General features: G+C 70.8%; 17 protein-coding genes. 3 read left to right on the top strand and 14 right to left on the bottom strand.

The genetic code is table 11. The annotated features are described in order from the left end of the window. Nucleotides 1-6: 6 nt before the first annotated feature. Genes alaS through ACFWJB_RS13070 form a run of 3 tightly spaced genes read right to left on the bottom strand, consistent with a single transcriptional unit; the run spans nt 7 to nt 3,480 of the window. Complete coding sequence (gene alaS, locus ACFWJB_RS13080; protein WP_386922149.1) at nt 7-2,679, bottom strand: alanine--tRNA ligase; 2,673 nt, start codon at nt 2,677-2,679, stop codon at nt 7-9. After that, on the bottom strand, nt 2,679-3,029 hold the full coding sequence (locus ACFWJB_RS13075) for a hypothetical protein (protein ID WP_385470922.1): 351 nt from the start codon (nt 3,027-3,029) through the stop codon (nt 2,679-2,681). The genes alaS and ACFWJB_RS13075 overlap by 1 nt, the downstream gene beginning before the upstream one ends. A gap of 7 nt (nt 3,030-3,036) precedes the next feature. Further along, entirely contained in the window at nt 3,037-3,480 is a 444-nt protein-coding gene (locus tag ACFWJB_RS13070; RefSeq protein WP_385470920.1) for a DUF948 domain-containing protein, read from the bottom strand. 171 nt (nt 3,481-3,651) lie between these two features. Here ACFWJB_RS13070 and ACFWJB_RS13065 point away from each other — a divergent pair, with 171 nt between their 5' ends. Next, nucleotides 3,652-5,832, top strand: a complete 2,181-nt coding sequence (locus tag ACFWJB_RS13065; RefSeq protein ID WP_386922146.1) for an ATP-binding protein — start codon at nt 3,652-3,654, stop codon at nt 5,830-5,832. 30 nt (nt 5,833-5,862) lie between these two features. Here the strand turns inward: ACFWJB_RS13065 and rpsD are convergent, their stop codons facing one another. The 5 genes from rpsD to ACFWJB_RS13040 form a co-directional block, all read right to left on the bottom strand. Beyond that, nucleotides 5,863-6,477: a 30S ribosomal protein S4 gene (gene rpsD, locus ACFWJB_RS13060; protein ID WP_030973190.1), complete on the bottom strand. Its 615-nt coding sequence runs from the start codon at nt 6,475-6,477 to the stop codon at nt 5,863-5,865. A gap of 292 nt (nt 6,478-6,769) precedes the next feature. Next, nucleotides 6,770-8,125: a replication-associated recombination protein A gene (locus tag ACFWJB_RS13055; RefSeq protein WP_386922144.1), complete on the bottom strand. Its 1,356-nt coding sequence runs from the start codon at nt 8,123-8,125 to the stop codon at nt 6,770-6,772. 41 nt (nt 8,126-8,166) lie between these two features. Further along, the gene (locus ACFWJB_RS13050; RefSeq protein ID WP_386922142.1) at nt 8,167-8,829 is read right to left on the bottom strand and encodes a vitamin K epoxide reductase family protein; all 663 of its coding nucleotides are present in this window, start codon (nt 8,827-8,829) and stop codon (nt 8,167-8,169) included. A 190-nt stretch (nt 8,830-9,019) separates the two neighbouring features. Beyond that, on the bottom strand, nt 9,020-10,282 hold the full coding sequence (gene hisS / locus ACFWJB_RS13045) for a histidine--tRNA ligase (protein WP_386922140.1): 1,263 nt from the start codon (nt 10,280-10,282) through the stop codon (nt 9,020-9,022). A gap of 13 nt (nt 10,283-10,295) precedes the next feature. Next, entirely contained in the window at nt 10,296-11,003 is a 708-nt protein-coding gene (locus ACFWJB_RS13040; RefSeq protein WP_385472220.1) for an MBL fold metallo-hydrolase, read from the bottom strand. A 181-nt stretch (nt 11,004-11,184) separates the two neighbouring features. Between ACFWJB_RS13040 and ACFWJB_RS13035 the strand changes: the two genes are divergently transcribed. Both ACFWJB_RS13035 and ACFWJB_RS13030 read left to right on the top strand, forming a co-directional pair. Further along, the gene (locus tag ACFWJB_RS13035) at nt 11,185-12,039 is read left to right on the top strand and encodes a peptidylprolyl isomerase (protein WP_385472217.1); all 855 of its coding nucleotides are present in this window, start codon (nt 11,185-11,187) and stop codon (nt 12,037-12,039) included. A 135-nt stretch (nt 12,040-12,174) separates the two neighbouring features. After that, nucleotides 12,175-13,404 (top strand): DUF349 domain-containing protein, encoded by a 1,230-nt coding sequence (locus ACFWJB_RS13030; protein WP_385472214.1) that lies wholly within the window; start codon nt 12,175-12,177, stop codon nt 13,402-13,404. A gap of 78 nt (nt 13,405-13,482) precedes the next feature. Here the strand turns inward: ACFWJB_RS13030 and relA are convergent, their stop codons facing one another. The 6 genes from relA to ruvB form a co-directional block, all read right to left on the bottom strand. Then, a complete protein-coding gene (relA, locus tag ACFWJB_RS13025; protein ID WP_386922137.1) occupies nt 13,483-16,023 on the bottom strand; it encodes a GTP pyrophosphokinase in 2,541 nt (846 codons plus the stop codon). 173 nt (nt 16,024-16,196) lie between these two features. Further along, nucleotides 16,197-16,745 (bottom strand): adenine phosphoribosyltransferase, encoded by a 549-nt coding sequence (locus ACFWJB_RS13020; RefSeq protein ID WP_386922135.1) that lies wholly within the window; start codon nt 16,743-16,745, stop codon nt 16,197-16,199. Continuing rightward, a complete protein-coding gene (gene secF / locus ACFWJB_RS13015) occupies nt 16,742-17,863 on the bottom strand; it encodes a protein translocase subunit SecF (protein ID WP_385472914.1) in 1,122 nt (373 codons plus the stop codon). Before secF ends, ACFWJB_RS13020 begins: the two co-directional genes overlap by 4 nt. Nucleotides 17,864-17,866: 3 nt before the next feature. Continuing rightward, nucleotides 17,867-19,642 (bottom strand): protein translocase subunit SecD, encoded by a 1,776-nt coding sequence (secD, locus tag ACFWJB_RS13010; RefSeq protein ID WP_386922133.1) that lies wholly within the window; start codon nt 19,640-19,642, stop codon nt 17,867-17,869. A gap of 116 nt (nt 19,643-19,758) precedes the next feature. After that, nucleotides 19,759-20,253 carry a preprotein translocase subunit YajC gene (gene yajC, locus ACFWJB_RS13005; protein WP_385472911.1) on the bottom strand — a complete coding sequence of 165 codons (495 nt, stop codon included), beginning with the start codon at nt 20,251-20,253 and terminating at the stop codon, nt 19,759-19,761. Nucleotides 20,254-20,428: 175 nt separating this feature from the next. Further along, entirely contained in the window at nt 20,429-21,502 is a 1,074-nt protein-coding gene (gene ruvB, locus ACFWJB_RS13000; RefSeq protein ID WP_385472908.1) for a Holliday junction branch migration DNA helicase RuvB, read from the bottom strand. Nucleotides 21,503-21,529 lie beyond the last annotated feature (27 nt).

The raw sequence follows: 21,529 nt of genomic DNA, 5'->3' as shown, positions 1-21,529 counted from the left end.
CCGGTCCTACTTCGCCGTCTCGGCGACGAGGCGCTCGACGGCGTCGACGGCGTCGCCGATGGCGGCCGCGTTCTGGCCGCCGCCCTGGGCGACGTCCGGCTTGCCGCCACCGCCGCCGCCGAGGGTCTTGGCGGCGGTGCGCACCAGGTCACCGGCCTTGAGGCCGCGCTCGCGGGCGGCCTCGTTGGTGGCGATCACGGTGAGCGGCTTGCCGTTCGCCGTCGTGAAGAGGGCGACCACGGCGGCCCGGCCGCCCTGGATGCGGCCGCGCACGTCGAGGACCAGCCTGCGCAGGTCGTCGGCGGTGGTGCCGTCCGGGACCTGACCGGTCACCAGGGCCACACCGCGCACGTCCTTGGCGGAGTCGGCGAGCGAGCCGGCAGCCTGGAGGACCTTCTCCGCGCGGAACTTCTCGATCTCCTTCTCGGCGTCCTTCAGCTTGCCGAGCATGGCGGAGACCTTCTCCGGCAGCTCCTCCGGGCGGCCCTTGATCAGCTCCTGGAGCTGGGCGACGACCGTGTGCTCGCGGGCGAGGAAGTTGTAGGCGTCCACGCCGACCAGGGCCTCGATGCGGCGCACGCCGGAGCCGATGGACGACTCGCCGAGCAGCTTGACCAGGCCGAGCTGGGCGGTGTTGTGCACGTGGGTGCCGCCGCACAGCTCCTTGGAGAAGTCGCCGATGGTCACGACGCGGACCCGCTCGCCGTACTTCTCGCCGAACTCGGCGATGGCGCCCTGCTTCTTGGCCTCGTCGATGCCCATGACGTCGGCGCGGACGTCGAGGTCGCGGGCGAGCACCTCGTTGATCTTCTGCTCGACGTCGGTCATCACGGCCGTCGGGACGGCTGACGGCGAACCGAAGTCGAAGCGGAAGCGGCCGGGCTGGTTCTCGGAGCCGGCCTGGGCGGCCGTCGGGCCGAGGGCGTCGCGCAGGGCCTGGTGGGTGAGGTGGGTGGCCGAGTGGGCGCGGGCGATGGCCGTACGGCGGCGGCCGTCGATGGAGGCGTGGGCCTTGGCGCCGACGGTGACCTCGCCGACCTGGACGACGCCCTTGTGGACGTACACGCCCGGGACCGGCTTCTGGCAGTCGCGGATCTCGATGACGGCGCCGGAGTCGGCCCTGATGCGGCCGGTGTCGCCGATCTGGCCGCCGCCCTCGGCGTAGAAGGGGGTGCGGTCGAGGACGACCTCGACCTCGTCGCCCTCGGTGGCGGCCGGGGAGGAGACGCCGTCGACGAGGATGCCGACGATCGTGGACTCGCCCTCGGTGTCGGTGTAGCCGATGAAGTCGGTGGCACCGGCGCGGTCGGCGATCTCGCGGTAGGCACCGAGGTCGGCGTGCCCGGTCTTCTTGGCCTGGGCGTCGGCCTTGGCGCGCTCCCGCTGCTCCTTCATCAGGCGCCGGAAGCCGTCCTCGTCCACGGACAGCCCCTGCTCGGCGGCCATCTCCAGGGTGAGGTCGATCGGGAAGCCCCAGGTGTCGTGGAGCAGGAAGGCCTTGTCGCCGGCCAGGACGGTGCCACCGGCGGCCTTGGTGTCGCCGACGGCGGTGTCGAGGATGTTGGTGCCGGCCTTCAGCGTCTTGAGGAAGGCGTTCTCCTCGGCGAGGGCGACCTTCTCGATCCGCTCGCGGTCGGTGATCAGCTCGGGGTACTGCTGCCCCATCATGCCGATCACGACGTCGATCAGGTCCTTGACGACCGGACCGGTGGCGCCGAGCAGGCGCATGTTACGGATGGCGCGGCGCATGATGCGGCGCAGCACGTAACCGCGGCCCTCGTTGCCGGGGGTGACGCCGTCTCCGATGAGCATCACGGCGGTGCGGATGTGGTCGGTGACCACACGCAGGGAGACGTCCGACTCGTGGGCGTCGCCGTAGGCCACACCGGTCAGCTCGGTGGCCTTGTCGATGACGGCCATCGAGGTGTCGATCTCGTACATGTTCTGCACGCCCTGCAGAATCATGGCGAGCCGCTCGAGGCCGAGCCCGGTGTCGATGTTCTTGCTCGGCAGGTCCCCGAGGATCTCGAAGTCCTCCTTGCCGGTGCCCTCGCCCCGCTCGAACTGCATGAAGACGAGGTTCCAGATCTCCACGTACCGCTCGTCGTTGACGGCGGGGCCGCCCTCGACGCCGAACGCGGGGCCGCGGTCGTAGTTGATCTCGGAGCACGGACCGCAGGGGCCGGGCACGCCCATGGACCAGAAGTTGTCCTTCTTGCCCAGGCGCTGGATGCGCTCGGCGGGGACGCCCACGACCTCGCGCCAGAGCTGCTCGGCCTCGTCGTCGTCCTGGTAGACGGTGATCCACAGGCGCTCGGGGTCGAGGCCGTAACCGCCCTTGTCCTGGGGGCTGGTGAGCAGCTCCCAGGCGAGCTTAATGGCGCCTTCCTTGAAGTAGTCGCCGAAGGAGAAGTTGCCGCACATCTGGAAGAACGTGCCGTGCCGGGTGGTCTTGCCGACCTCTTCGATGTCCGGCGTGCGCACGCACTTCTGGACGCTGGTGGCGCGGTCGTAGGGCGGCTTGACCTCGCCGAGGAAGTACGGCTTGAAGGGCACCATGCCGGCGTTGACCAGCAGCAGAGTCGGGTCGTCCGCGATGAGCGACGCCGAAGGGACGACGGTGTGCCCGCGCTCCTCGAAGAAGCTCAGCCAGCGGCGGCGGATCTCGGCCGACTCCATCAGTGGTCCTCATTCCGGTTGTACGAGTACGTCGTCCTGTCGACGTACCTCGGTTCGTTGCCGTTCTCGATGGCGGTGTACCGCCTGGGCGCGGGCAGTTCACGGTCGACGGGGGCGTTCAGCCCGAGCGCGTCGTCCAGTTCGGCCTCCCGCTGGGCCATGTTGTCGCGGACGTCGAGGGCGAAGCCCACCGCGCGGTCCTTGATCCGGGTGCCCGCGTCGATCGCCTTGTTCGCCGCGGTCGCGGCGAGACTCTCGGGGGTCAGCTGCTTGAGCTTCCGGTTGACCTTGGTGGTGGCCCACACACCGGCGGCGACACCGGTGCCGAACCAGAACGTACGGCGGAACATCGCTGGATCAGTCCTTCTTCCGCTTCGTCCGCCGCGCGGCCGGGATCGTACGGCCGACGATCACGGTGCGCCGCGGCTCCTTGGCCGGGCCCGCGGGCACGTCCTCCTTGCGACCCCCGAGTGCCCTGCGCACGCCGTAACCGAACGCGGCGACCTTGACCAGTGGGCCGCCGAAGGTGGAGGCCACGGTGGTCGACAGCGCCGAGGCGTTCGAGGTGACCTCCTGGACGTCGGAGGCGATCGCGTCGACCCGGTCGATCTGGGTCTGCGCGGAGCGCACCGCCGAGGAGGCGTCGGACAGCAGCGGGACCGCCTGGTCGGTCACGTCCGCCACCAGCTTGGTGGTCGCCCTGAGCGTCTGGGCCAGCCTCGCCAGTGCGACGGCGAGGAAGGAGACCAGGATCGCCCAGAAGACGGCCACCAGGATTCCGGCCACCTCACCACCGGACACTGTGCACCCGCTCCCTGAAAGACGTGCCTGAACATCGAGAACATCGAGAAAGTCGTGCACCGAGCCTATCGCGCCGCACACGGGGCTCCGTACCGGATTACCGTCCGCCGGCCGGGAAGTCGGGCGAAGAGATTGTACGGAGTGCATACGGACCAGTACGCTCCGTGTTCCATGCGAGATCAGTGGCGCGCCTGCAGCCCACCGCCCGGCAACCTTCCGCTGGAGCTCGACGTCTTCGTGGGGCGCGCGGCGGAACTCGCCCGGCTGGCCCTGGCCCTGGAGGGCTCCCGGCTGGTGACGGTGACCGGGGCGGGCGGGGTCGGCAAGTCCCGTCTGGCGGCGCGGGCCGCGGCACGGTGCGCGCCGCGGGACGGGGTCTGGCGGGTGGACCTGGCGCCGGTACGCGATCCGGAGTTCGTCGACTACGCGGTCGTGGAGGCGCTCGGCCTGACCGACCACACGACGCGCCTGCCGCGCGAGACGCTGCTGGCGCACCTCGCCGAACGGGAGCTGCTGCTGGTCCTGGACGGGGTCGAGCACCTGGTGGACGCCTGCGGCGCGCTGACGACCGCCCTGCTGGGCCGCGTGCCGGGGCTGCGGGTGCTGGCGGTGGGCCGCAGGCCGCTGGGCGTGTCCGGGGAGCGGCTGGTCCCGCTGGCGCCGCTGGGCACCGAGGAGGCGGTGGAGCTGCTGTCGGTGCGGGCGGCGCAGCGGGACCTCGCGTGCGCGGACGCGGTGGACACCGAGACCGAGGGAGTGCTGCGGGAGCTGTGCCGGCGGCTGGACGGCATCCCACTGGCGATCGAGCTGGCCGCCGGGCGGCTGGACGCGCTGTCGCCGGGGCAGGTGCTGCGGCGGCTGGACGACCGCTTCCGGCTGCTGACCGGCGGCGACCGCACCGCGCCGCCCCGGCACCGGACGCTGCGCACCGCGATCGGCTGGAGCCACGAGCTGTGCACGCCCGGGGAGCGGCTGCTGTGGGCCCGCCTGTCGGTGTTCACGGGGTCGTTCGACCTGGAGGCCGCCGAGTACGTGTGCAGCGGCGACGGGCTGCCGGCCGACGAGGTGCTCGACGTGGTCTGCGCGCTGCTGACGCAGTCGGTGCTGACGCGCGAGGAGGCACCGGCCGGGGTCCGCTACCGGATGCTCGACACGGTGCGGGCGTACGGCGCCGGCTGGCTGGAGGCGACGGGTGACGCGGCGCGGCTGCGGCGGCGCCACCGGGACTGGTACGTGGGGCTGGCGACCTGGTGCGAGCTGGAGTGGTTCTCGCCGCGCCAGCGCGAGGTGGCCGCCCGGGTGGAGGCGGAGCTGCCGAATCTGCGCGGCGCACTCGAGTACTGCCTGGCCGACCCCGACGAGGTGCACCTGGGCCAGTACCTGGCGGGCGCCCTGTGGTTCCACTGGGTGGGCTGCGGGCGGCTGTCGGAGGGGCGGCACTGGCTGGAGCAGGCGGTACGGCTGGACGTGACGGGGCCGGCCGGGGAGCAGTCCCGGCTGAAGGCGCTGTGGGTGCTCGGCCACGTGGCGATCCTCCAGGGCGACACCGTTCCCGCGCTGGCGGCGCTCCACGAGTGCCGGGAGGAGGCCGAGCGGTCGGACAACCCGACGGCGGTGGCGTACGCGGAGCACCGCACCGGCTGTCTGGCGCTGGTCACGGACGACATGCCGCGCGCGGAGACGCTGCTGCGTTCGGCGCTGCGCCGGTACCGGCGGATCGGCGAGCTCAACACCAACGTGCTGATGGGCCAGGTGGAACTGGCGATGGCGCGGGCGTTCCAGGGCGATCTGCCGGACGCGGTGCGGCTGTGCGAGGACGTGCGTCAGGTGTGCGAGGACCACGGCGAGCGCTGGGCCCGGGGCTACGCGCTGTACGTGCTGGCGTACGCGGCCTGGAGCGAGGGCGACCCGGTGCGCGCCCGGCGGTTGCTGACCGACTGCCTGGGCGGCGCCCACCGCTTCCGGGACCAGCTGGGTTCGGTGCTGGCGGTGGAGCTGCTGGCCCTGGTCACGGTGACGGAGGGCGATGCGGCGGAGGCCGCGGTGCTGCAGGGGGCGGCGGCGCGGATGTGGCCGTCGGTGGGGCTGCCGCTGTTCGGCTCGGCGCACTACAACGCGCCGCACGAGCTGTGCGAGGCGACGGCCCGGAAGCAGCTGGGCGACGAGCGGTACGAGGAGCACGTGCGGCACGGGGCGCGGCTCGGCCGGGCTGAGGCGGTGACGCGTGCGCTGCGGCGGCGGGGGGCGGCGGCGCTGCCGGCGCCGCGCGGGTCCGGCCGGCCGGCGGCGGGTGCGCACAGCGCGAAGCCCGCCGCCTCGCCCACCCGGAGGGGCGGGGAGACGGCGGGCTGAGGTACCGCGGGGGTACTGCGTCCGGCTGGATCAGCGGGCGTAGTACTCGACGACGAGCTGCTCGTCGCAGATCACCGGGATCTCCTTGCGGTTCGGCTCGCGGTCCAGGCGGAACGCCAGGGCCTTGAGGTTCACCTGGAGGTAGCGCGGGGTCTCGCCCTCGGGGGCGAAGCCGCCCTCACGGGCGATCGTGAAGAGCGTCTTCTCCTTGGAGCGCTCGCGCACCTGCACGACGTCGTCCGGACGGACACGGAAGGACGGCTTGTCGACCTTCTGGCCGTTGACCTGGATGTGGCCGTGGACGACCATCTGGCGGGCCTGGTAGATCGTGCGGGCGATGCCCGAACGCAGGACCAGCGCGTCGAGACGGCGCTCGAGCTCGATGACCAGGGCCTCGCCGGTCTTCATGTTGGTCTTGGAGGCGCGCTCGTAGGCGCGGACGAGCTGACGCTCGCTGAGGTCGTACTGCGCGCGCAGACGCTGCTTCTCGAGCAGACGGACCTTGTAGTCCGAGTTCTGCTTGCGGCCGCGGCCGTGCTCACCCGGCGGGTAGGGGCGGGCCTCGAAGTACTTGACGGCCTTCGGCGTCAGCGCGATGCCGAGGGCACGCGACTTCTTGACCTTGGGGCGGGACTGGTTCGCCACTGTGTCTCTTTCCTAGTTTTCCGGCTTGTCAGGGTTGAGGGAGGTCGCATCCGCAGCCGGGGAATCCCGTCGGGTCCGCGAGGGACCTGCCGGGCAGCCGCTCCCCTGGTCTGGGCACATACGTGCAGCACGCGAGTGGCCCACCGACCGCTCCCGGAGCTCCGGGTGGTGGTGGGCTGCCCGCGACACCGGTCGACGGTGCGCGACGCTCCTGGAACCCGCTGGGGGTTCCGGCTGGTTGTCCCGTTCTGACTGCACGGGACTCAGCACTTCGGGCGATTCTACAGGCTGCTCAGGGCCGCTTGCGACCGAGGTGCTCCCGGGTCCACTCCACCGCGTCCGCGTACCGCGCCTCGGCACCGTGCCGGGTCGGGGTGTAGTACGTCCGCTCCTTCAGCTCGTCCGGGGCGTACTGCTGGGCGGCGATGCCCTCGGGCAGGTCGTGCGGGTACACGTAGCCCTGGCCGTGCCCGAGCTTCCCGGCGCCCTTGTAGTGGCTGTCGCGCAGATGCGCCGGGACCGGTCCGGCGTGCCCCTTGCGTACGTCTTCCAGGGCGGCGCCGATGGCGGTGGTGGCGGCGTTGGACTTGGGGGCGAGGGCCAGGGCGATGGTGGCGTGGCTGAGGGTGAGGGCGGCCTCGGGGAAGCCGATCATGGCGACGGCCTGGGCGGCGGCGACGGCGATCGGCAGCGCGTTCGGGTCGGCGAGGCCGATGTCCTCGCTGGCGGAGATCATCAGGCGGCGGGCGATGAAGCGGGGGTCCTCGCCGGCCTCGATCATCCGGGCCAGGTAGTGCAGGGCGGCATCCACGTCGGAGCCGCGGATGGACTTGATCAGGGCGCTGGCGACGTCGTAGTGCTGGTCGCCGTCGCGGTCGTACTTCACGGCCGCCCGGTCCACGGTGGACTCCAGCGTGGCCAGGGTGATCTCGGCCTCGCCCTGGTCGAGCGCGGCCCCGGCGGCGGCCTCCAGGGCGGTGAGCGCCCGGCGGGCGTCGCCGCCCGCGATGCGCAGCAGGTGGTCCTCGGTGTCCCGGGGCAGCGTGACGGCCTCCTTGAGGCCGCGTTCGTCGGTCAGGGCGCGGCGGAGCAGGCCCCGGACGTCGTCGTCGGTGAGGGGTTCGAGGGTGAGGAGGAGGGAGCGGGAGAGCAGCGGTGAGATCACCGAGAAGTACGGGTTCTCGGTGGTGGCGGCGATCAGCGTGACCCAGCGGTTCTCGACGGCGGGGAGCAGGGAGTCCTGCTGCGCCTTGCTGAAGCGGTGGATCTCGTCGAGGAAGAGGACGGTCTCCTTGCCGTACCCCCCGACGGCGCGGCGGGCGCCGTCGATGACCGCTCGGACCTCCTTGACGCCGGCGGTGATCGCCGACAGCTCCACGAACCGCTTGTTGGTGGCCTTGGAGACGACGTACGCCAGGGTCGTCTTGCCGGTGCCCGGCGGGCCCCAGAGGATCACGGAGGAGGGACCGGCGGGACCGGATGCGCCCTCTCCGACCAGTCTGCGCAGCGGTGATCCCGGCTTGAGGAGATGCTGCTGGCCGACGACCTCGTCGAGGGTGCGCGGACGCATCCGCACGGCGAGGGGACTGCCGGTCGGGTCCTTCTCCTGGCGTTCTTCTGCTGCGGCGGTGAACAGGTCGGGCTCCACGCAAGAACCCTAAAGGACCGCACCGACAGCGCGGGGCGCCGTCAGCTGGTCCAGAAGTCCCACCAGCGGGTCAGGATCATCATGCCGATGATGCCGATGTGCAGCACCGGCAGGACCCAGGTGAACTCGCCGAAGAAGCCGCGCAGCCAGTTCGGCGCGGGCAGGAAGCCCTTGCGGACGTTGAAGGACGTCACGTACCAGAACATCAGGATGGTGGCGACCCAGGCCAGGCAGCACCACAGGCACAGCGCGTTGATCCGGTACAGGGACTGGAACTGCAGCCACGTGACGAATCCGACACCGAACAGGCAGCCGGCGTTGAAGGTGAGCCAGTACCAGCGCGGGAAGCGGGCCCGGGCGAGCAGGCTCACGCCGACGCAGACGACGATGCCGTAGGTGACCAGGCCCAGCATCGGGTTGGGGAAGCCGAAGACGGCGGCCTGATCGCTCTCCATGACGCTGCCGCAAGAGACGACCGGGTTCAGGCTGCACCCGGGGGTGAACGTCGTGCCCGCGACCTTGGCCTCGAGCAGTTTGAACTTGTCGAGCGTGATGACCCACGCGGCGAGCACCCCGGCGGCACCCGTGATGACCAGCAGCAGGGCGAAGGCGCGGCTGCCGCCCTCGGTGCGCGGTGCTCCGGCGGAGGTTTCCGGCGCGGGCTCCGCCACGGTGGAGACGTCCTTCACTGTCGTCTTGCTCATCACGCCGATTCCGTCACTTGAGTCGGACCTGCTTCGGGCAGGGCCATTGTGCCGCATGGGCCTGTGCGCGCACCGTTCGCTGAACATAAGAACGCACCGGTGACGGCCCCTGGGCGTGACGTTCCGGCCGATGCCCGTTCGCCGGGGGCACACGCGTACGAAGGCGTGCGCCCCTGCGGCGTACGGGGTGCTAGCCGCGCCGCGACTCCAGCTCGGCGACGATCTCGTTGACGCCGATCGCGGTCTGCTCGCCGGACTCCATGTCCTTGAGCTGGACGACGCCTTCGGCGAGGTCGCGCTCGCCGAGGACCAGGGCGTAGCGCGCGCCGGAGCGGTTGGCCGCCTTCATCGCGGCCTTCAGGCCCTTGCCGCCGTAGGCGAAGTCTGCGGCGACGCCGTTCTTGCGCAGCTCGGTGACCTTCGCGAACAGGATCCGGCGGGCCTCCTCGCCGAGCGGGACCGCGAAGACGGAGGTGGCGGACGGGATGTCCAGTTCGATGCCCTCCGCCTCCAGGGCGAGGACGGTGCGGTCGACGCCGAGGGCCCAGCCCACGGACGGCAGGGACGGGCCGCCGATCATCTCGGACAGGCCGTCGTAGCGGCCGCCGCCGCCCACCGCGGACTGCGAGCCCAGTCCGTCGTGCACGAACTCGAAGGTGGTGCGGGTGTAGTAGTCCAGTCCGCGCACCAGCTTCGGGTCGTCCTCGTAGACGACGCCCGCCGCCGTGATCAGCTCACGGACCTCCTCGTGGTACGTCTTGCAGGCGTCGCACAGGTAGTCGCGCAGCAGCGGCGCGCCGGTGAGCTGCTTCTGCACGTCCGGGCGCTTGTCGTCCAGGACGCGCAGCGGGTTGATCTCGGCGCGGCGCAGCGTCTCCTCGTCGAGGTCGAGGCCGCGCAGGAAGTCCTGGAGCGCGGCGCGGTACACCGGCCGGCACTCCTTGTCGCCCAGGGAGTTGAGCAGGATGCGGAAGTTCTGCAGGCCGAGGGCTCGGTACGACTGGTCGGCCAGGATGATCAGTTCGGCGTCGAGCGCCGGGTCCTCGGCGCCGATCGCCTCCGCGCCGACCTGGGAGAAGTGGCGGTAGCGGCCCTTCTGGGGGCGTTCGTAGCGGTACTGCGAGCCGGAGTACCAGACCTTCACCGGCAGGTTGCCCGCCTTGTGCAGGTTGGCCTCGAGGACGGCGCGCAGCACGGGGGCGGTGGTCTCCGGGCGCAGGGCGAGCCGGTCGCCGCCCTTGGTCTCGAAGACGTACATCTCCTTGGTCACGATGTCGGTGGATTCGCCGACCCCGCGTGCGAACAGCTCGACGTTCTCGAAGCCGGGGGTCTCGATGTAGCCGTAGCCGGAGTTGCGCAGCGGAGCGGCGATCGCCTCGCGGACGGCCAGGTACTTGGCGGAGTCCGGCGGCAGCAGGTCGTACGTGCCCTTGGGGGCCTTGAAGGTGCTCACGGAAGGTCTCTCGTCACATTCCTCGTCGGGGCGCGTCGAAAGCGCCCTGGCCGGCGGCCACCTGCCGCAGATACGGGTTGGTGGCGCGCTCCTGGCCGATGGTCGTCTGGGGGCCGTGGCCGGACAGCACCACGGTCGGGTCGTCGAGCGGCAGGACCACGCGGGCGAGGGACGCCAGCATGTCGTCCATGGAGCCGCCCGGCATGTCCGTGCGTCCGATGGAGCCGGCGAACAGCAGGTCGCCCGAGAAGAGGATCGGCGGGATGTCCGCCGCCTCGGGCAGGCCGAAGGTCACCGACCCCTTGGTATGGCCCGGCGCGTGCGCGACCGTCAGCTCCATGCCCGCCAGCTCGAGCGTGGCGCCGTCGGTCAGTTCCCGGACGTCGTCCGGCTCCCCGACGGTGAGTTCGCCCATGAGCGGCATGCCGATGGTGCGGCCGATCCCCTTCTCGGGGTCGCTCATCATGTAGCGGTCGTCGGGGTGGATCCAGGCCGGCACGTCGTGCGCGCCGCACACGGGGACGACCGAGGCGACGTGGTCGATGTGACCGTGGGTGAGGACGACGGCGACGGGCTTGAGCCGATGCTTGGCGAGTGCCTCCTCGACGCCCTGCGCGGCCTGGTGGCCGGGGTCGATGATCACGCACTCCTCACCCGCGGCGGGGGCGACGAGGTAACAGTTCGTCCCCCATGCCCCGGCGGGGAACCCGGCAATGAGCACGATCGTCCTTCGTTTGTGTCGGTACGGGTGGCTTGCGGACGGGCTGCGCCCGTGGTCAGAGCCTACCGGCGGTGCCGTTTCCTCAGCGAACCCATATACGGTACGGGGCTACACGCACGCGGTCGGTTCGTCACGCGCACGCGTACCGGTCGGCACACACGACGCATGAGGAGAGAACCCGGTGGTCAGCCAGGAGCAGCGGCGGCGTCAGCTCGCCCGGGAGAAGTTCTTGCGGCAGCAGCAGCGACGTACCTCCGCCCGACGCAAGGCGCGCATGCGCAACGCGGCGATCGCCTCGGTGCTCGGCGTCATCCTGATCGGCAGCGTCGCGCTGTACACGACCGGCGTGGTCCTGGGGGACGACGACGACAAGAAGACGAACGCGAGCGCGGAGGCCACCCCGAGCGCCGCCGCGACCAGCAAGGCGCCGGACCCGTGCGACAAGCCCGCCGAGGGCAAGGTCAAGACGCAGACCTGGAAGAAGGAACCTGCGATGACCGTCGACAAGTCGGCGGAGTACACGATGAAACTGGCGACGACCTGCGGCGAGATAGACATCGCGCTGAAGGCGTCGGCGGCGCCGCACACGGTCAACTCGTTCGACTTCCTCGCGGGCAAGGGCTACTTCGACCACACGAAGTGCCACCGGCTGACCGACCAGGGCATCTTCGTGCTCCAGTGCGGCGACCCGCAGGGCACCGGGGCGGGCGGCCCCGGCTACACCCTTCCCGACGAGAACCTGAAGGACAAGGTCCTCGAGGGCAACGTGTACCCGGCGGGCACGGTGGCGATGGCCAACCAGTACAACGCGCAGACGCAGCAGGGGCGCAACACGGGGGGCAGCCAGTTCTTCCTGGTCTACCAGGACAGCCAGCTGCCGCCGGACTACACGCCGTTCGGCACGGTGTCCGAGGCGGGGATGAAGGTGCTCAAGAAGATCGCGGACGCCGGGGCCCAGGCCATGGACCCGACGACCGGGAACACCGCGCCCAACGCGACGGTCGTGATCAACAAGGCGACGGTCGCGAAATCCTGAGCCCCAACTGCGGAATTTCGGTCGCGCGGGATGCGGACAGGCCCCCCGCCGGTCGCCTATGTTGGCCGTGACGAAACTGTGGACGATGCCCGGGGGTAGCAAAGCCCTCCGCAGGCATCATGTGGAGGAGGCGCTGTGAGCAGCGACCCGTGGGGCCGCGTCGACGAGACGGGGACCGTGTACGTGCGTACGGCCGACGGCGAGAAGGTCGTCGGTTCCTGGCAGGCAGGCTCCCCCGAGGAAGCGCTGGCCTATTTCGAACGCAAGTACGAGGGCCTGGTTGTCGAGATCGGCCTCCTCGAGAAGCGGGTGAAGACCACCGACCTGTCGGCGAAGGACGCCCTGACCGCCGTCGAGCACCTGCGGGAACAGGTCGACGCGCACCACGCGGTCGGCGACCTGGACGCGCTGCGGGCGCGGCTGGACAAGCTCGTCGCCCTGGTGGACTCGCGGCGCGAGGAGCGCAAGGCACAACGGGCGAAGCAGTCCGACGAGGCGCGCGGCGCCAAGGAGGCCCTGGTCGCCGAGGCCGAGGAGCTGGCGCAGTCCGACCAGTGGCGGGCGGCCGGCGAGCGGCTGCGGTCGCTGGTGGACACCTGGAAGGGTCTGCCGCGCCTGGACCGCAAGTCCGACGACGAGCTGTGGCACCGCTTCTCGCATGCGCGCTCGGCGTTCTCCAAGCGGCGCAAGCAGCACTTCGCGCAGCTGGACGCGCAGCGCGAGGAGGCCCGCCGGACCAAGGAACGCCTGGTCGCGGAGGCCGAGGCGCTGTCGAACTCGACGGACTGGGGCCCGACGGCCGCGCGGTACCGCGACCTGATGTCCGAGTGGAAGGCCGCGGGCCGCGCGCAGCGCGAGCACGAGGACGACCTGTGGAACCGCTTCCGCGGCGCCCAAGACGTCTTCTTCGCCGCCCGCGGCTCGGTCTTCGCCGAACGGGACGCGGAGCAGGCGGACAACCTCAAGCTCAAGGAGGAGCTCGCCGAGGAGGCCGAGAGGATCCTGCCGGTCACGGACCTCAAGGCGGCCCGTGCCGCGTTCCGCTCGGTCAACGAGCGCTGGGAGGCCATCGGCCACGTGCCGCGCGACGCCCGGCCGAAGGTCGAGGGCCGGATGCACGCCGTGGAGCGGGCGATCCAGGAGGCCGAGGAGTCGGAGTGGCGCCGGACCAACCCGGAGGCACGCGCGCGTGCCGAGGGTCTGACCGGCCAGCTCCAGGCCGCCGTGGACAAGCTTCGTTCCCAGATCGAGCAGGCGCGCGCCCAGGGCAACGACGCGAAGGCCGACAAGCTCCAGCGGGAGCTGGACGGCCGGCAGGCGCTGCTGGACCAGGCCCTGAAGGGTCTGCAGGAGTTCGGCGGCTGAGATCCGCCCGGGCACACACGAGAAGGGCTCCCGTACACCGCGTACGGGAGCCCTTCTCGTATCCGCCCGTGCGGGCCGCTACGACGGCCTGCGGGCCGACGTCACCCGGTAGACGTCGTACACGCCCTCGACGCCCCGCACGGCCTTCAGGACGTGCCCGAGGTGCTTCGGGTCGCCCATCTCGAAGGTGAAGCGCGAGGTGGCGACGCGGTCGCGGGAGGTCTGCACGGCCGCGGAGAGGATGTTGACGTGCTGGTCGGACAGCACGCGCGTGACGTCCGACAGCAGCCGGGAGCGGTCCAGGGCCTCGACCTGGATGGCGACCAGGAAGACCGAGGACTGGGTGGGCGCCCACTCGACGTCGAGGATGCGCTCGGGCTCGCGGGACAGCGAGTCCACGTTCACGCAGTCGCTGCGGTGGACCGATACGCCGCTGCCTCGGGTGACGAAGCCGATGATCGGGTCGCCGGGGACGGGCGTGCAGCAGCGGGCCAGCTTGACCCACACGTCCTCGACGCCCTTGACGACGACGCCCGGGTCGGCGTTGGTGCGGCGCTTGCGGCCGCGGCCGCGCGACGGCGGCACCGACTCGTCGATCTCCTCGGTGGCGGCCTCCTCGCCGCCGAGCGCCTGCACCAGCTTCTGCACGATGTTCTGCGCGGAGACATGGCCCTCGCCGATCGCCGCGTACAGCGCGGAGATGTCCGAGTAGCGCATCTCGTGCGCCAGCGTGACCAGGGAGTCGCCGGTCAGGATGCGCTGGATCGGCAGGTTCTGCTTGCGCATGGCGCGGACGATGGCGTCCTTGCCCTGCTCGATCGCCTCGTCGCGGCGTTCCTTGGAGAACCACGCGCGGATCTTGTTGCGGGCGCGCGGCGACTTCACGAAGCCGAGCCAGTCCCGGGACGGGCCGGCGCCCGCCGCCTTGGAGGTGAAGACCTCCACCAGGTCGCCGTTGTCCAGGGTGGACTCCAGCGGGACGAGGCGGCCGTTGACCCGGGCCCCTATGGTGCGGTGGCCGACCTCGGTGTGGACGGCGTAGGCGAAGTCCACCGGCGTCGCCCCGGCCGGGAGCGCTATGACGTCGCCCTTGGGCGTGAAGACGAAGACCTCGTTGCGGGAGAGGTCGAAGCGCAGGGACTCCAGGAACTCGCCGGGGTCCTCGGTCTCCTTCTGCCAGTCCAGCAGCTGCCGCAGCCACGCCATGTCGTTGATGGCGTCCTTGTCCTTGCCGGCCGACTTCGGCACGTCGGTGCGGACCTTGGAGGCCCCGGCGACGGCCTCCTGCTTGTACTTCCAGTGCGCGGCGATGCCGTACTCGGCGCGGCGGTGCATGTCGAAGGTGCGGATCTGCAGCTCGACGGGCTTGCCGTTGGGCCCGATGACCGTCGTGTGCAGCGACTGGTACATGTTGAACTTGGGCATCGCGATGTAGTCCTTGAACCGCCCCGGAACCGGGTTCCAGCGGGCGTGGACCGTGCCCAGCGCCGCGTAGCAGTCGCGGACGGTGTCCACGAGGACGCGGATGCCCACCAGGTCGTAGATCTCCGCGAAGTCACGGCCGCGGACGATCATCTTCTGGTAGACGCTGTAGTAGTGCTTGGGGCGGCCGGTGACGGTCGCCTTGATGCGGGCCGCACGCAGGTCCTGCTGCACCTCGTCGGTGACGATGGCGAGGTACTCGTCGCGCTTGGGGGCGCGCTCGGCGACCAGCCGGACGATCTCGTCGTACATCTTGGGATAGAGGATCGCGAAGGCGAGGTCCTCTAGCTCCCACTTGATGGTGTTCATGCCCAGGCGGTGGGCGAGCGGCGCGTAGATCTCCAGGGTCTCGCGCGCCTTCTTCTCCTGCTTCTCGCGCTTGAGGTAACGCATGGTGCGCATGTTGTGCAGACGGTCGGCGAGCTTGATCACCAGGACGCGGGGGTCCTTGGCCATCGCGACGACCATCTTGCGCACGGTCTCGGCCTGCGCGGCCTCGCCGAACTTGACCTTGTCGAGCTTGGTGACACCGTCGACGAGCAGGGCGACGACGTCGCCGAAGTCGCGGCGCAGGTCCTCCAGGCCGTACTCGGTGTCCTCGACCGTGTCGTGCAGCAGCCCGGCCATCAGCGTGGCCGGATCCATGCCCAGCTCGGCGAGGATCGTGGTGACGGCGAGCGGATGCGTGATGTACGGGTCGCCGCTCTTGCGCTTCTGGCCGCGGTGCCAGCGCTCGGCCACCTGGTAGGCGCGCTCGATCTGGCGCAGCGTCGCCGTCTCGATCTTGGGGTCGTTGCCGCGCACTATCCGCAGCAGCGGCTCCAGGACCGGGTTGTACGGGTTCGCGCGCTGCACACCGAGGCGGGCCAGGCGGGCGCGGACGCGGTTGGAGGAGCCGGTGCGGGCGGGCTGCCCCGCGGGCGTGCGCACCACCGGCGCGTTCCGGGGAGGCTCGGGCGGCAGCGGCTTGGGACGCGACTGCTGTTCGGCGGGCTTGTCGACCGGCGCGGACGCGGCGTGCTGGATCGGCCCCCGCGTGTCGTTCTTCGCCTGGGGCGCGCTCGGCGCGGGCTTCGCCGCGGGCGCCGAGGCGGACTCGGGCTTTGCGGCGGTCAGTGGCTGGGCCTCGTCTGGCAAGAGGACTCCTCGTGCGCGATCCGGGTCCCCCGGTCAGGCTCCGGAAACCCCATGGTAGCGATCCCGCGTCCCAGGATCGCCTTCAGGCCGGGTGACGGCCGTCGACAGGAGAAACGCCGGAGGCGGGCGCCGGATTCCTCCGGCGCCCGCCTCCCCCCGCGGCACGGGCCGCGTCAGACGGTGAGCAGCGCTTCCAGCGGGGCACCGGCCAGAGCGGGCTCCAGCCGGGCACGCCCGTCGAGGAAGCCCAGCTCCATCAGCACGGCCAGGCCCACGACCTGCGCGCCGGCCCGGCGGATGAGCTGGACGGAGGCCTCGGCGGTGCCTCCGGTGGCGAGGACGTCGTCGACGATCAGTACGCGGTCGTCGGCGGCCAGGTCCTCGGCGTGCACCTCGATCTCGGCCGACCCGTACTCCAGGTCGTAGGACTGGCCGAGGGTGGCTCCCGGGAGCTTGCCCGCCTTGCGCACGGGGACGAAGCCGAGGCCTGAGCGCAGGGCGACCGGGGCGCCGAGGATGAAGCCCCGGGCCTCCAGCCCGACGACCTTGGTGGCGCCGGTGCGCGCGGCGACCTCGGCGAGGGCGTCGGTGAGCGCGGTGAACGCCGCCGGGTCCGCCAGGAGCGGGGTGATGTCCTTGAACATCACGCCCGGCTCCGGGTAGTCGGGCACGTCCCGGATGCGGCTGAGCAGCAGCGCCGGGACGTCTGCGAGCCCGGTCATCGGCGCTTCCCCGAGGGTCGGCCGCGGCCCCGGTTGCGGGACGCGGGCTGGTTGCGGGGGCCGACCACCGCGGGCGCGGCGTCCTCCGGCTCGTCGTCGGCGTACGGCCCGTCGGTGACGGCTTCCTCCGCCGGCTCCCCCGTGGCCCCGCCCTGGGCTCGCTTGGCGAGGACGCGCTTCTTCAGGGACTTCATCCGCGGCTCGGCCTCCTTGAGGTCGGCGACCAGCGGCGTGGCGATGAAGATCGAGGAGTACGCACCGGCCGCGAGGCCCACGAACAGCGACAGCGAGATGTCGTTGAGCATGCCGGCGCCGAGGACACCGCCGCCGATGAACAGCAGGCCGCCCACCGGGAGCAGCGCGACCACCGTGGTGTTGATGGAGCGGACCAGGGTGCTGTTGATCGAGCGGTTGGCGATCTCGCTGTAGGTCCAGCGGGACTGCTTGGTGATGTCCTTCGTCTGCTCCTTGAGGCTGTCGAAGACGACGACCGTGTCGTAGAGCGAGTAACCGAGGATCGTGAGCAGACCGATCACCGTGCCCGGCGTGACCTCGAAGCCGACGAGGGCGTAGATGCCGGTGGTGATCGTGATGTCGTGGATCAGCGCGACGAACGCGGCGAGCGCCATGCGCCACTCGAACGCGATCGCCAGGTAGATCACGACCAGGACCATGAAGATCGCGAGGCCCTGCCAGGCCTTGTTGGCGATCTGGTCGCCCCAGCTGGGGCCGACCAGGTCGGCGTTGATCTTCTCGGAGTCGACCTTCAGGTCCTTGGAGAGGTCGTCCTTGATCTGGTCGGACTTGCCGGTGTCGATGCCCGCGATCTGGATGCGCAGGCTGCCGTCGCCGAGCTTCTGGACGATCGCGTCGTGGCCGGACGCCTCCTCCGCGTACGTCTCCGCCTGGGACACCGAGGCGCTCATGTTCTTGGGCGTGGTGAAGACCGCACCGCCCTGGAACTCGATGCCCATGTGCAGGCCGCGCACCGCCAGGCCGACGATCGCCGTGATGGTGATCAGGATGGAGATGCCGTACCAGATCTTGCGGTTCTTGATGAAGTCGTAGCCGACCTCGCCATGGTGCAGCCGGGCGCCGAGCTTGCCGAGCTTCGACATCTCTCACGCCTCCTTCGGGTCGACAGGGCCGGCGGACGGACGGCGGGTGCGGCGGAGCGGCGGCTTGGCACCCAGGCTCTTCGGATCGAGGCCGGACCACTTGTGGCCGCTCGCGAAGAACTTGCGGCGGGCCATCAGCGTGAGCAGCGGCTTGGTGAAGAGGAACACCACCACCACGTCGAGCAGGGTGGTCAGACCCAGGGTGAACGCGAAGCCCTGGACCTTGCCGACGGTGACGATGAAGAGCACCGCCGCGGCGAGGAACGACACGAAGTCGGAGACCAGGATGGTGCGCCGGGCGCGCGGCCAGCCGCGCTCGACCGCGGGACGCAGCGAGCGGCCCTCGCGGATCTCGTCGCGGACGCGTTCGAAGTACACGATGAACGAGTCCGCCGTGATGCCGATGGCGACGATGGCTCCGCAGACGGCCGGCAGGTTCAGCGCGAAGCCGATGGTCGGGCCGAGCAGCGCCATGATCACGTACGTCAGGCCCGCGGACACCAGCAGCGAGGCCACGGCGATGAACGACAGGCCGCGGTAGTACAGCAGCAGGTAGAGGACGACCAGCGCGAGGCCGATCGCGCCGGCGATCAGACCGGCCTTCAGCTGCTCACCGCCGAGTGCGGCGGTGACGGTGGTGACGCTGTCCTCCTTGAAGCTCAGCGGCAGGGCACCGTAGGACAGCATGTTGGCGAGGCTCTGGGCCTCCTCCTGGTCGAAGCTGCCGGAGATCTCCGCGTTGCCGCCGGTCAGGGCCTGGCTGACGTAGGGGTCGGAGACGACCTCGTTGTCCAGGACGATGGCGAACTGGTTCTGCGGGGACTGGTTCTGGGCCAGCTTGCCGGTGATGTCCGCGAACTTCTTGGAGCCGGAGTTCGTGAACTTCATGGTGACGGTCCAGCCGGCGGCGGTCTGCGTGTTGAAGACCGCCTTGGCCTCGTCCACGTCGGTGCCGTCGACCGCGGCGGGGCCGAGGACGTACTTCTGCCACTGGCCCTGCGAGTTCTGGCCGCAGGCCAACGTCGAGTCGCCGGGCTTGGCGCCGTTGCCGGCCTTGGCGCGGTCCGCCTTCTTCGTGCAGTCCAGAGCCGCGTACTGGGCCTGGAGCTTGGCGGTGGCGTCGTCGCCGGAGGCGCTGGCGCTCGGGGACGGGGAGGCGTCACCGGTGGCCTTGCCGGAGGCGGACGGGCTGGGGTCGGCCTTCAGGGCGTCGGTGACCGCGCGGCCCTGGGTGGTGGCACTGGCCGAGGCGGAGCCGGACGGCGACGAGCTCGCCTTCTCTCCGTCGGTCGCCTTGTCGGTGGCCTTGTCGGTCGCCTTGTCCGAGGCACCGGAGGCGCTCGGCGAGGGGCTGTCCGTGGCGGCGGCACCGGAGAGTTCGGTGGCGAGGACCGGGCGGAAGTAGAGCTTGGCGGTGGTGCCGACCTGCGCCCGTGCTTCCTTGGAGTTCGTACCCTTGGGGATGTTGACGATGATGTTGCGGTCGCCCTGGGTCTGAACCTCGGCCTCGGAGACACCCAGACCGTTGACACGGTTGTTCATGATGTCAACGGCGGTGTCCATGTTCGTCTTGTTGATCGCGGACTCCTGGCCGGGTTCCGAGACCGCCCTGAGGGTGATGCTCGTGCCGCCGGCCAGGTCGATCCCGAGACGCGGAGTTGTGTGTCCGGAGGCGAACATGCCTCCCGTGAGCGCCGCGATGACGATCACGATCAGGGCCAGCGAGCGCCCGGGCTTGCTCTGAGCGCTCGCGGTCTTTCCCTTTTTAGGTGCTACCACCTGTTCGTACTCCCTCTCGAGCCGCGTCACGCCGGGACGGCGAACCGGCGGCCATCACATGGTGTGGGGATCCGCGCGACGCGCGGGGTGCACGGTCCGCGCACCCCGGGGCGCGGCTACTTCGCCTCGGAACCGCCGTCGGACTTCTTCGGCTGCTCGTCCGCCTTCGCCTCGGCGGGCGCGGCGTCGACCGTCGGCTCGTCGGCCGCGTCCTTCTTGCCGAGGTCGACGGACTTGTCGTCGGCGTCGGCGGCGGCCGGGGCGTCGGTCTCGGTGAGGGAGGAGGCGTCGTCCGGAACGACGTCGGCGTCGGACTTCAGGTCGTGCTCGATGCCGTGCACGATGCGGTTGTACTCGTCGTCGGTGAGGACGGCACCGATGGAGTTCTTGGCGAAGAGCAGCTCGACGCCCGGACCGGCGTCGAGGAGGACCGTGTCCTCGCTGACCTCCTTGACCGTGGCGTACATGCCCCCGATGGTGCGGACACCGGAACCGGGCTGCATCTGGTTCCGCATGTCGGCGGCCTGCTGCTGCTTCTTCTTCGCCGACCGGGTCATCAGGAACATGGCCCCGATGAGCACGATGAACGGGAGGAGGGTCACGAGACTCACGGGTCGGTACTTCCTTCACACGACCGCGAAGATGAGCGGCCTGATGGTTGGGGGTGTGTGCGCCACCGGCAGGGGCGGCATCGGCGGAGTCTAAGCGAGTCCGCGCGCATGGAACAACGCTCAGCATGGCACCGGGGTTCCTGCTCCGGCGAATGTCGTGGTCGCGACGGGGGTGTCACGCCCCGAACAGGTCCTGTTGTCCCTTTCCGGACTGCTGCGCACGCGGCGGGGTGAGGCCGAGGTGCGCCCATGCCGCCGGGGTCGCGACCCGTCCGCGCGGGGTGCGGGCCAGCAGGCCCTCCCGCACGAGGAAGGGTTCGGCGACCTCTTCCACTGTCTCACGCTCCTCCCCCACGGCGACGGCGAGCGTGGAGAGGCCGACCGGGCCGCCGCCGAACAGCTTGAGCAGTGCCTCCAGCACGGCCCGGTCGAGGCGGTCCAGGCCTCGGGCGTCCACCTCGTAGACCGCGAGAGCGGCCGCGGCGATCTCCTGGGTGATCAGACCGTCGGCCTTGACCTGGGCGTAGTCGCGGACGCGGCGCAGCAGGCGGTTGGCGATGCGGGGGGTGCCGCGGGAGCGGCCGGCGATCTCGGCGGCGCCGGCGGTGTCGATGCCGACGTCGAGCAGGCCGGCGGAGCGGTGGACGACCCGTTCCAGCTCGGCCGGTCCGTAGAACTCCATGTGCGCGGTGAAGCCGAAGCGGTCGCGCAGCGGGGGCGGCAGCAGTCCCGCCCGCGTGGTGGCGCCGACCAGGGTGAACGGGGGCAGCTCGAGCGGGATGGCGGTGGCGCCCGGGCCCTTGCCGACGATGACGTCGACGCGGAAGTCCTCCATCGCCATGTAGAGCATCTCCTCGGCAGGCCGGGACATGCGGTGGATCTCGTCCAGGAAGAGGACCTCGCCCTCCTGGAGGGAGGAGAGGATCGCGGCGAGGTCTCCGGCGTGCTGGATGGCGGGGCCGGAGGTGATGCGGATCGGGGCGCCCATCTCGGCCGCGATGATCATGGAGAGGGTGGTCTTGCCGAGGCCGGGGGCGCCGGAGAGCAGGACGTGGTCGGCGGTGGCCCCGCGGGCGCGTGCGGCGCGCAGCACGAGGTCGAGCTGTTCGCGGACCTTCTCCTGGCCGATGAACTCGCCCAGGTCCTTGGGGCGCAGGGCCGCCTCCACGGCCTGGTCCTCGCCGTCGGCGACCGAGTCCACCAGGCGTTCGCCCGCGGCCTCGGTGTCGGTCGTGTCGTCCCAGTTCATGAGGTGTGCCTCGGCTCTCGCTACGGA

This window comes from Streptomyces sp. NPDC127100 (assembly GCF_042724095.1).
Classification (GTDB): domain Bacteria; phylum Actinomycetota; class Actinomycetes; order Streptomycetales; family Streptomycetaceae; genus Streptomyces.
Note: the sequence above shows the minus strand (reverse complement) of the source record. Positions and strands in the feature narration are given on the sequence as shown.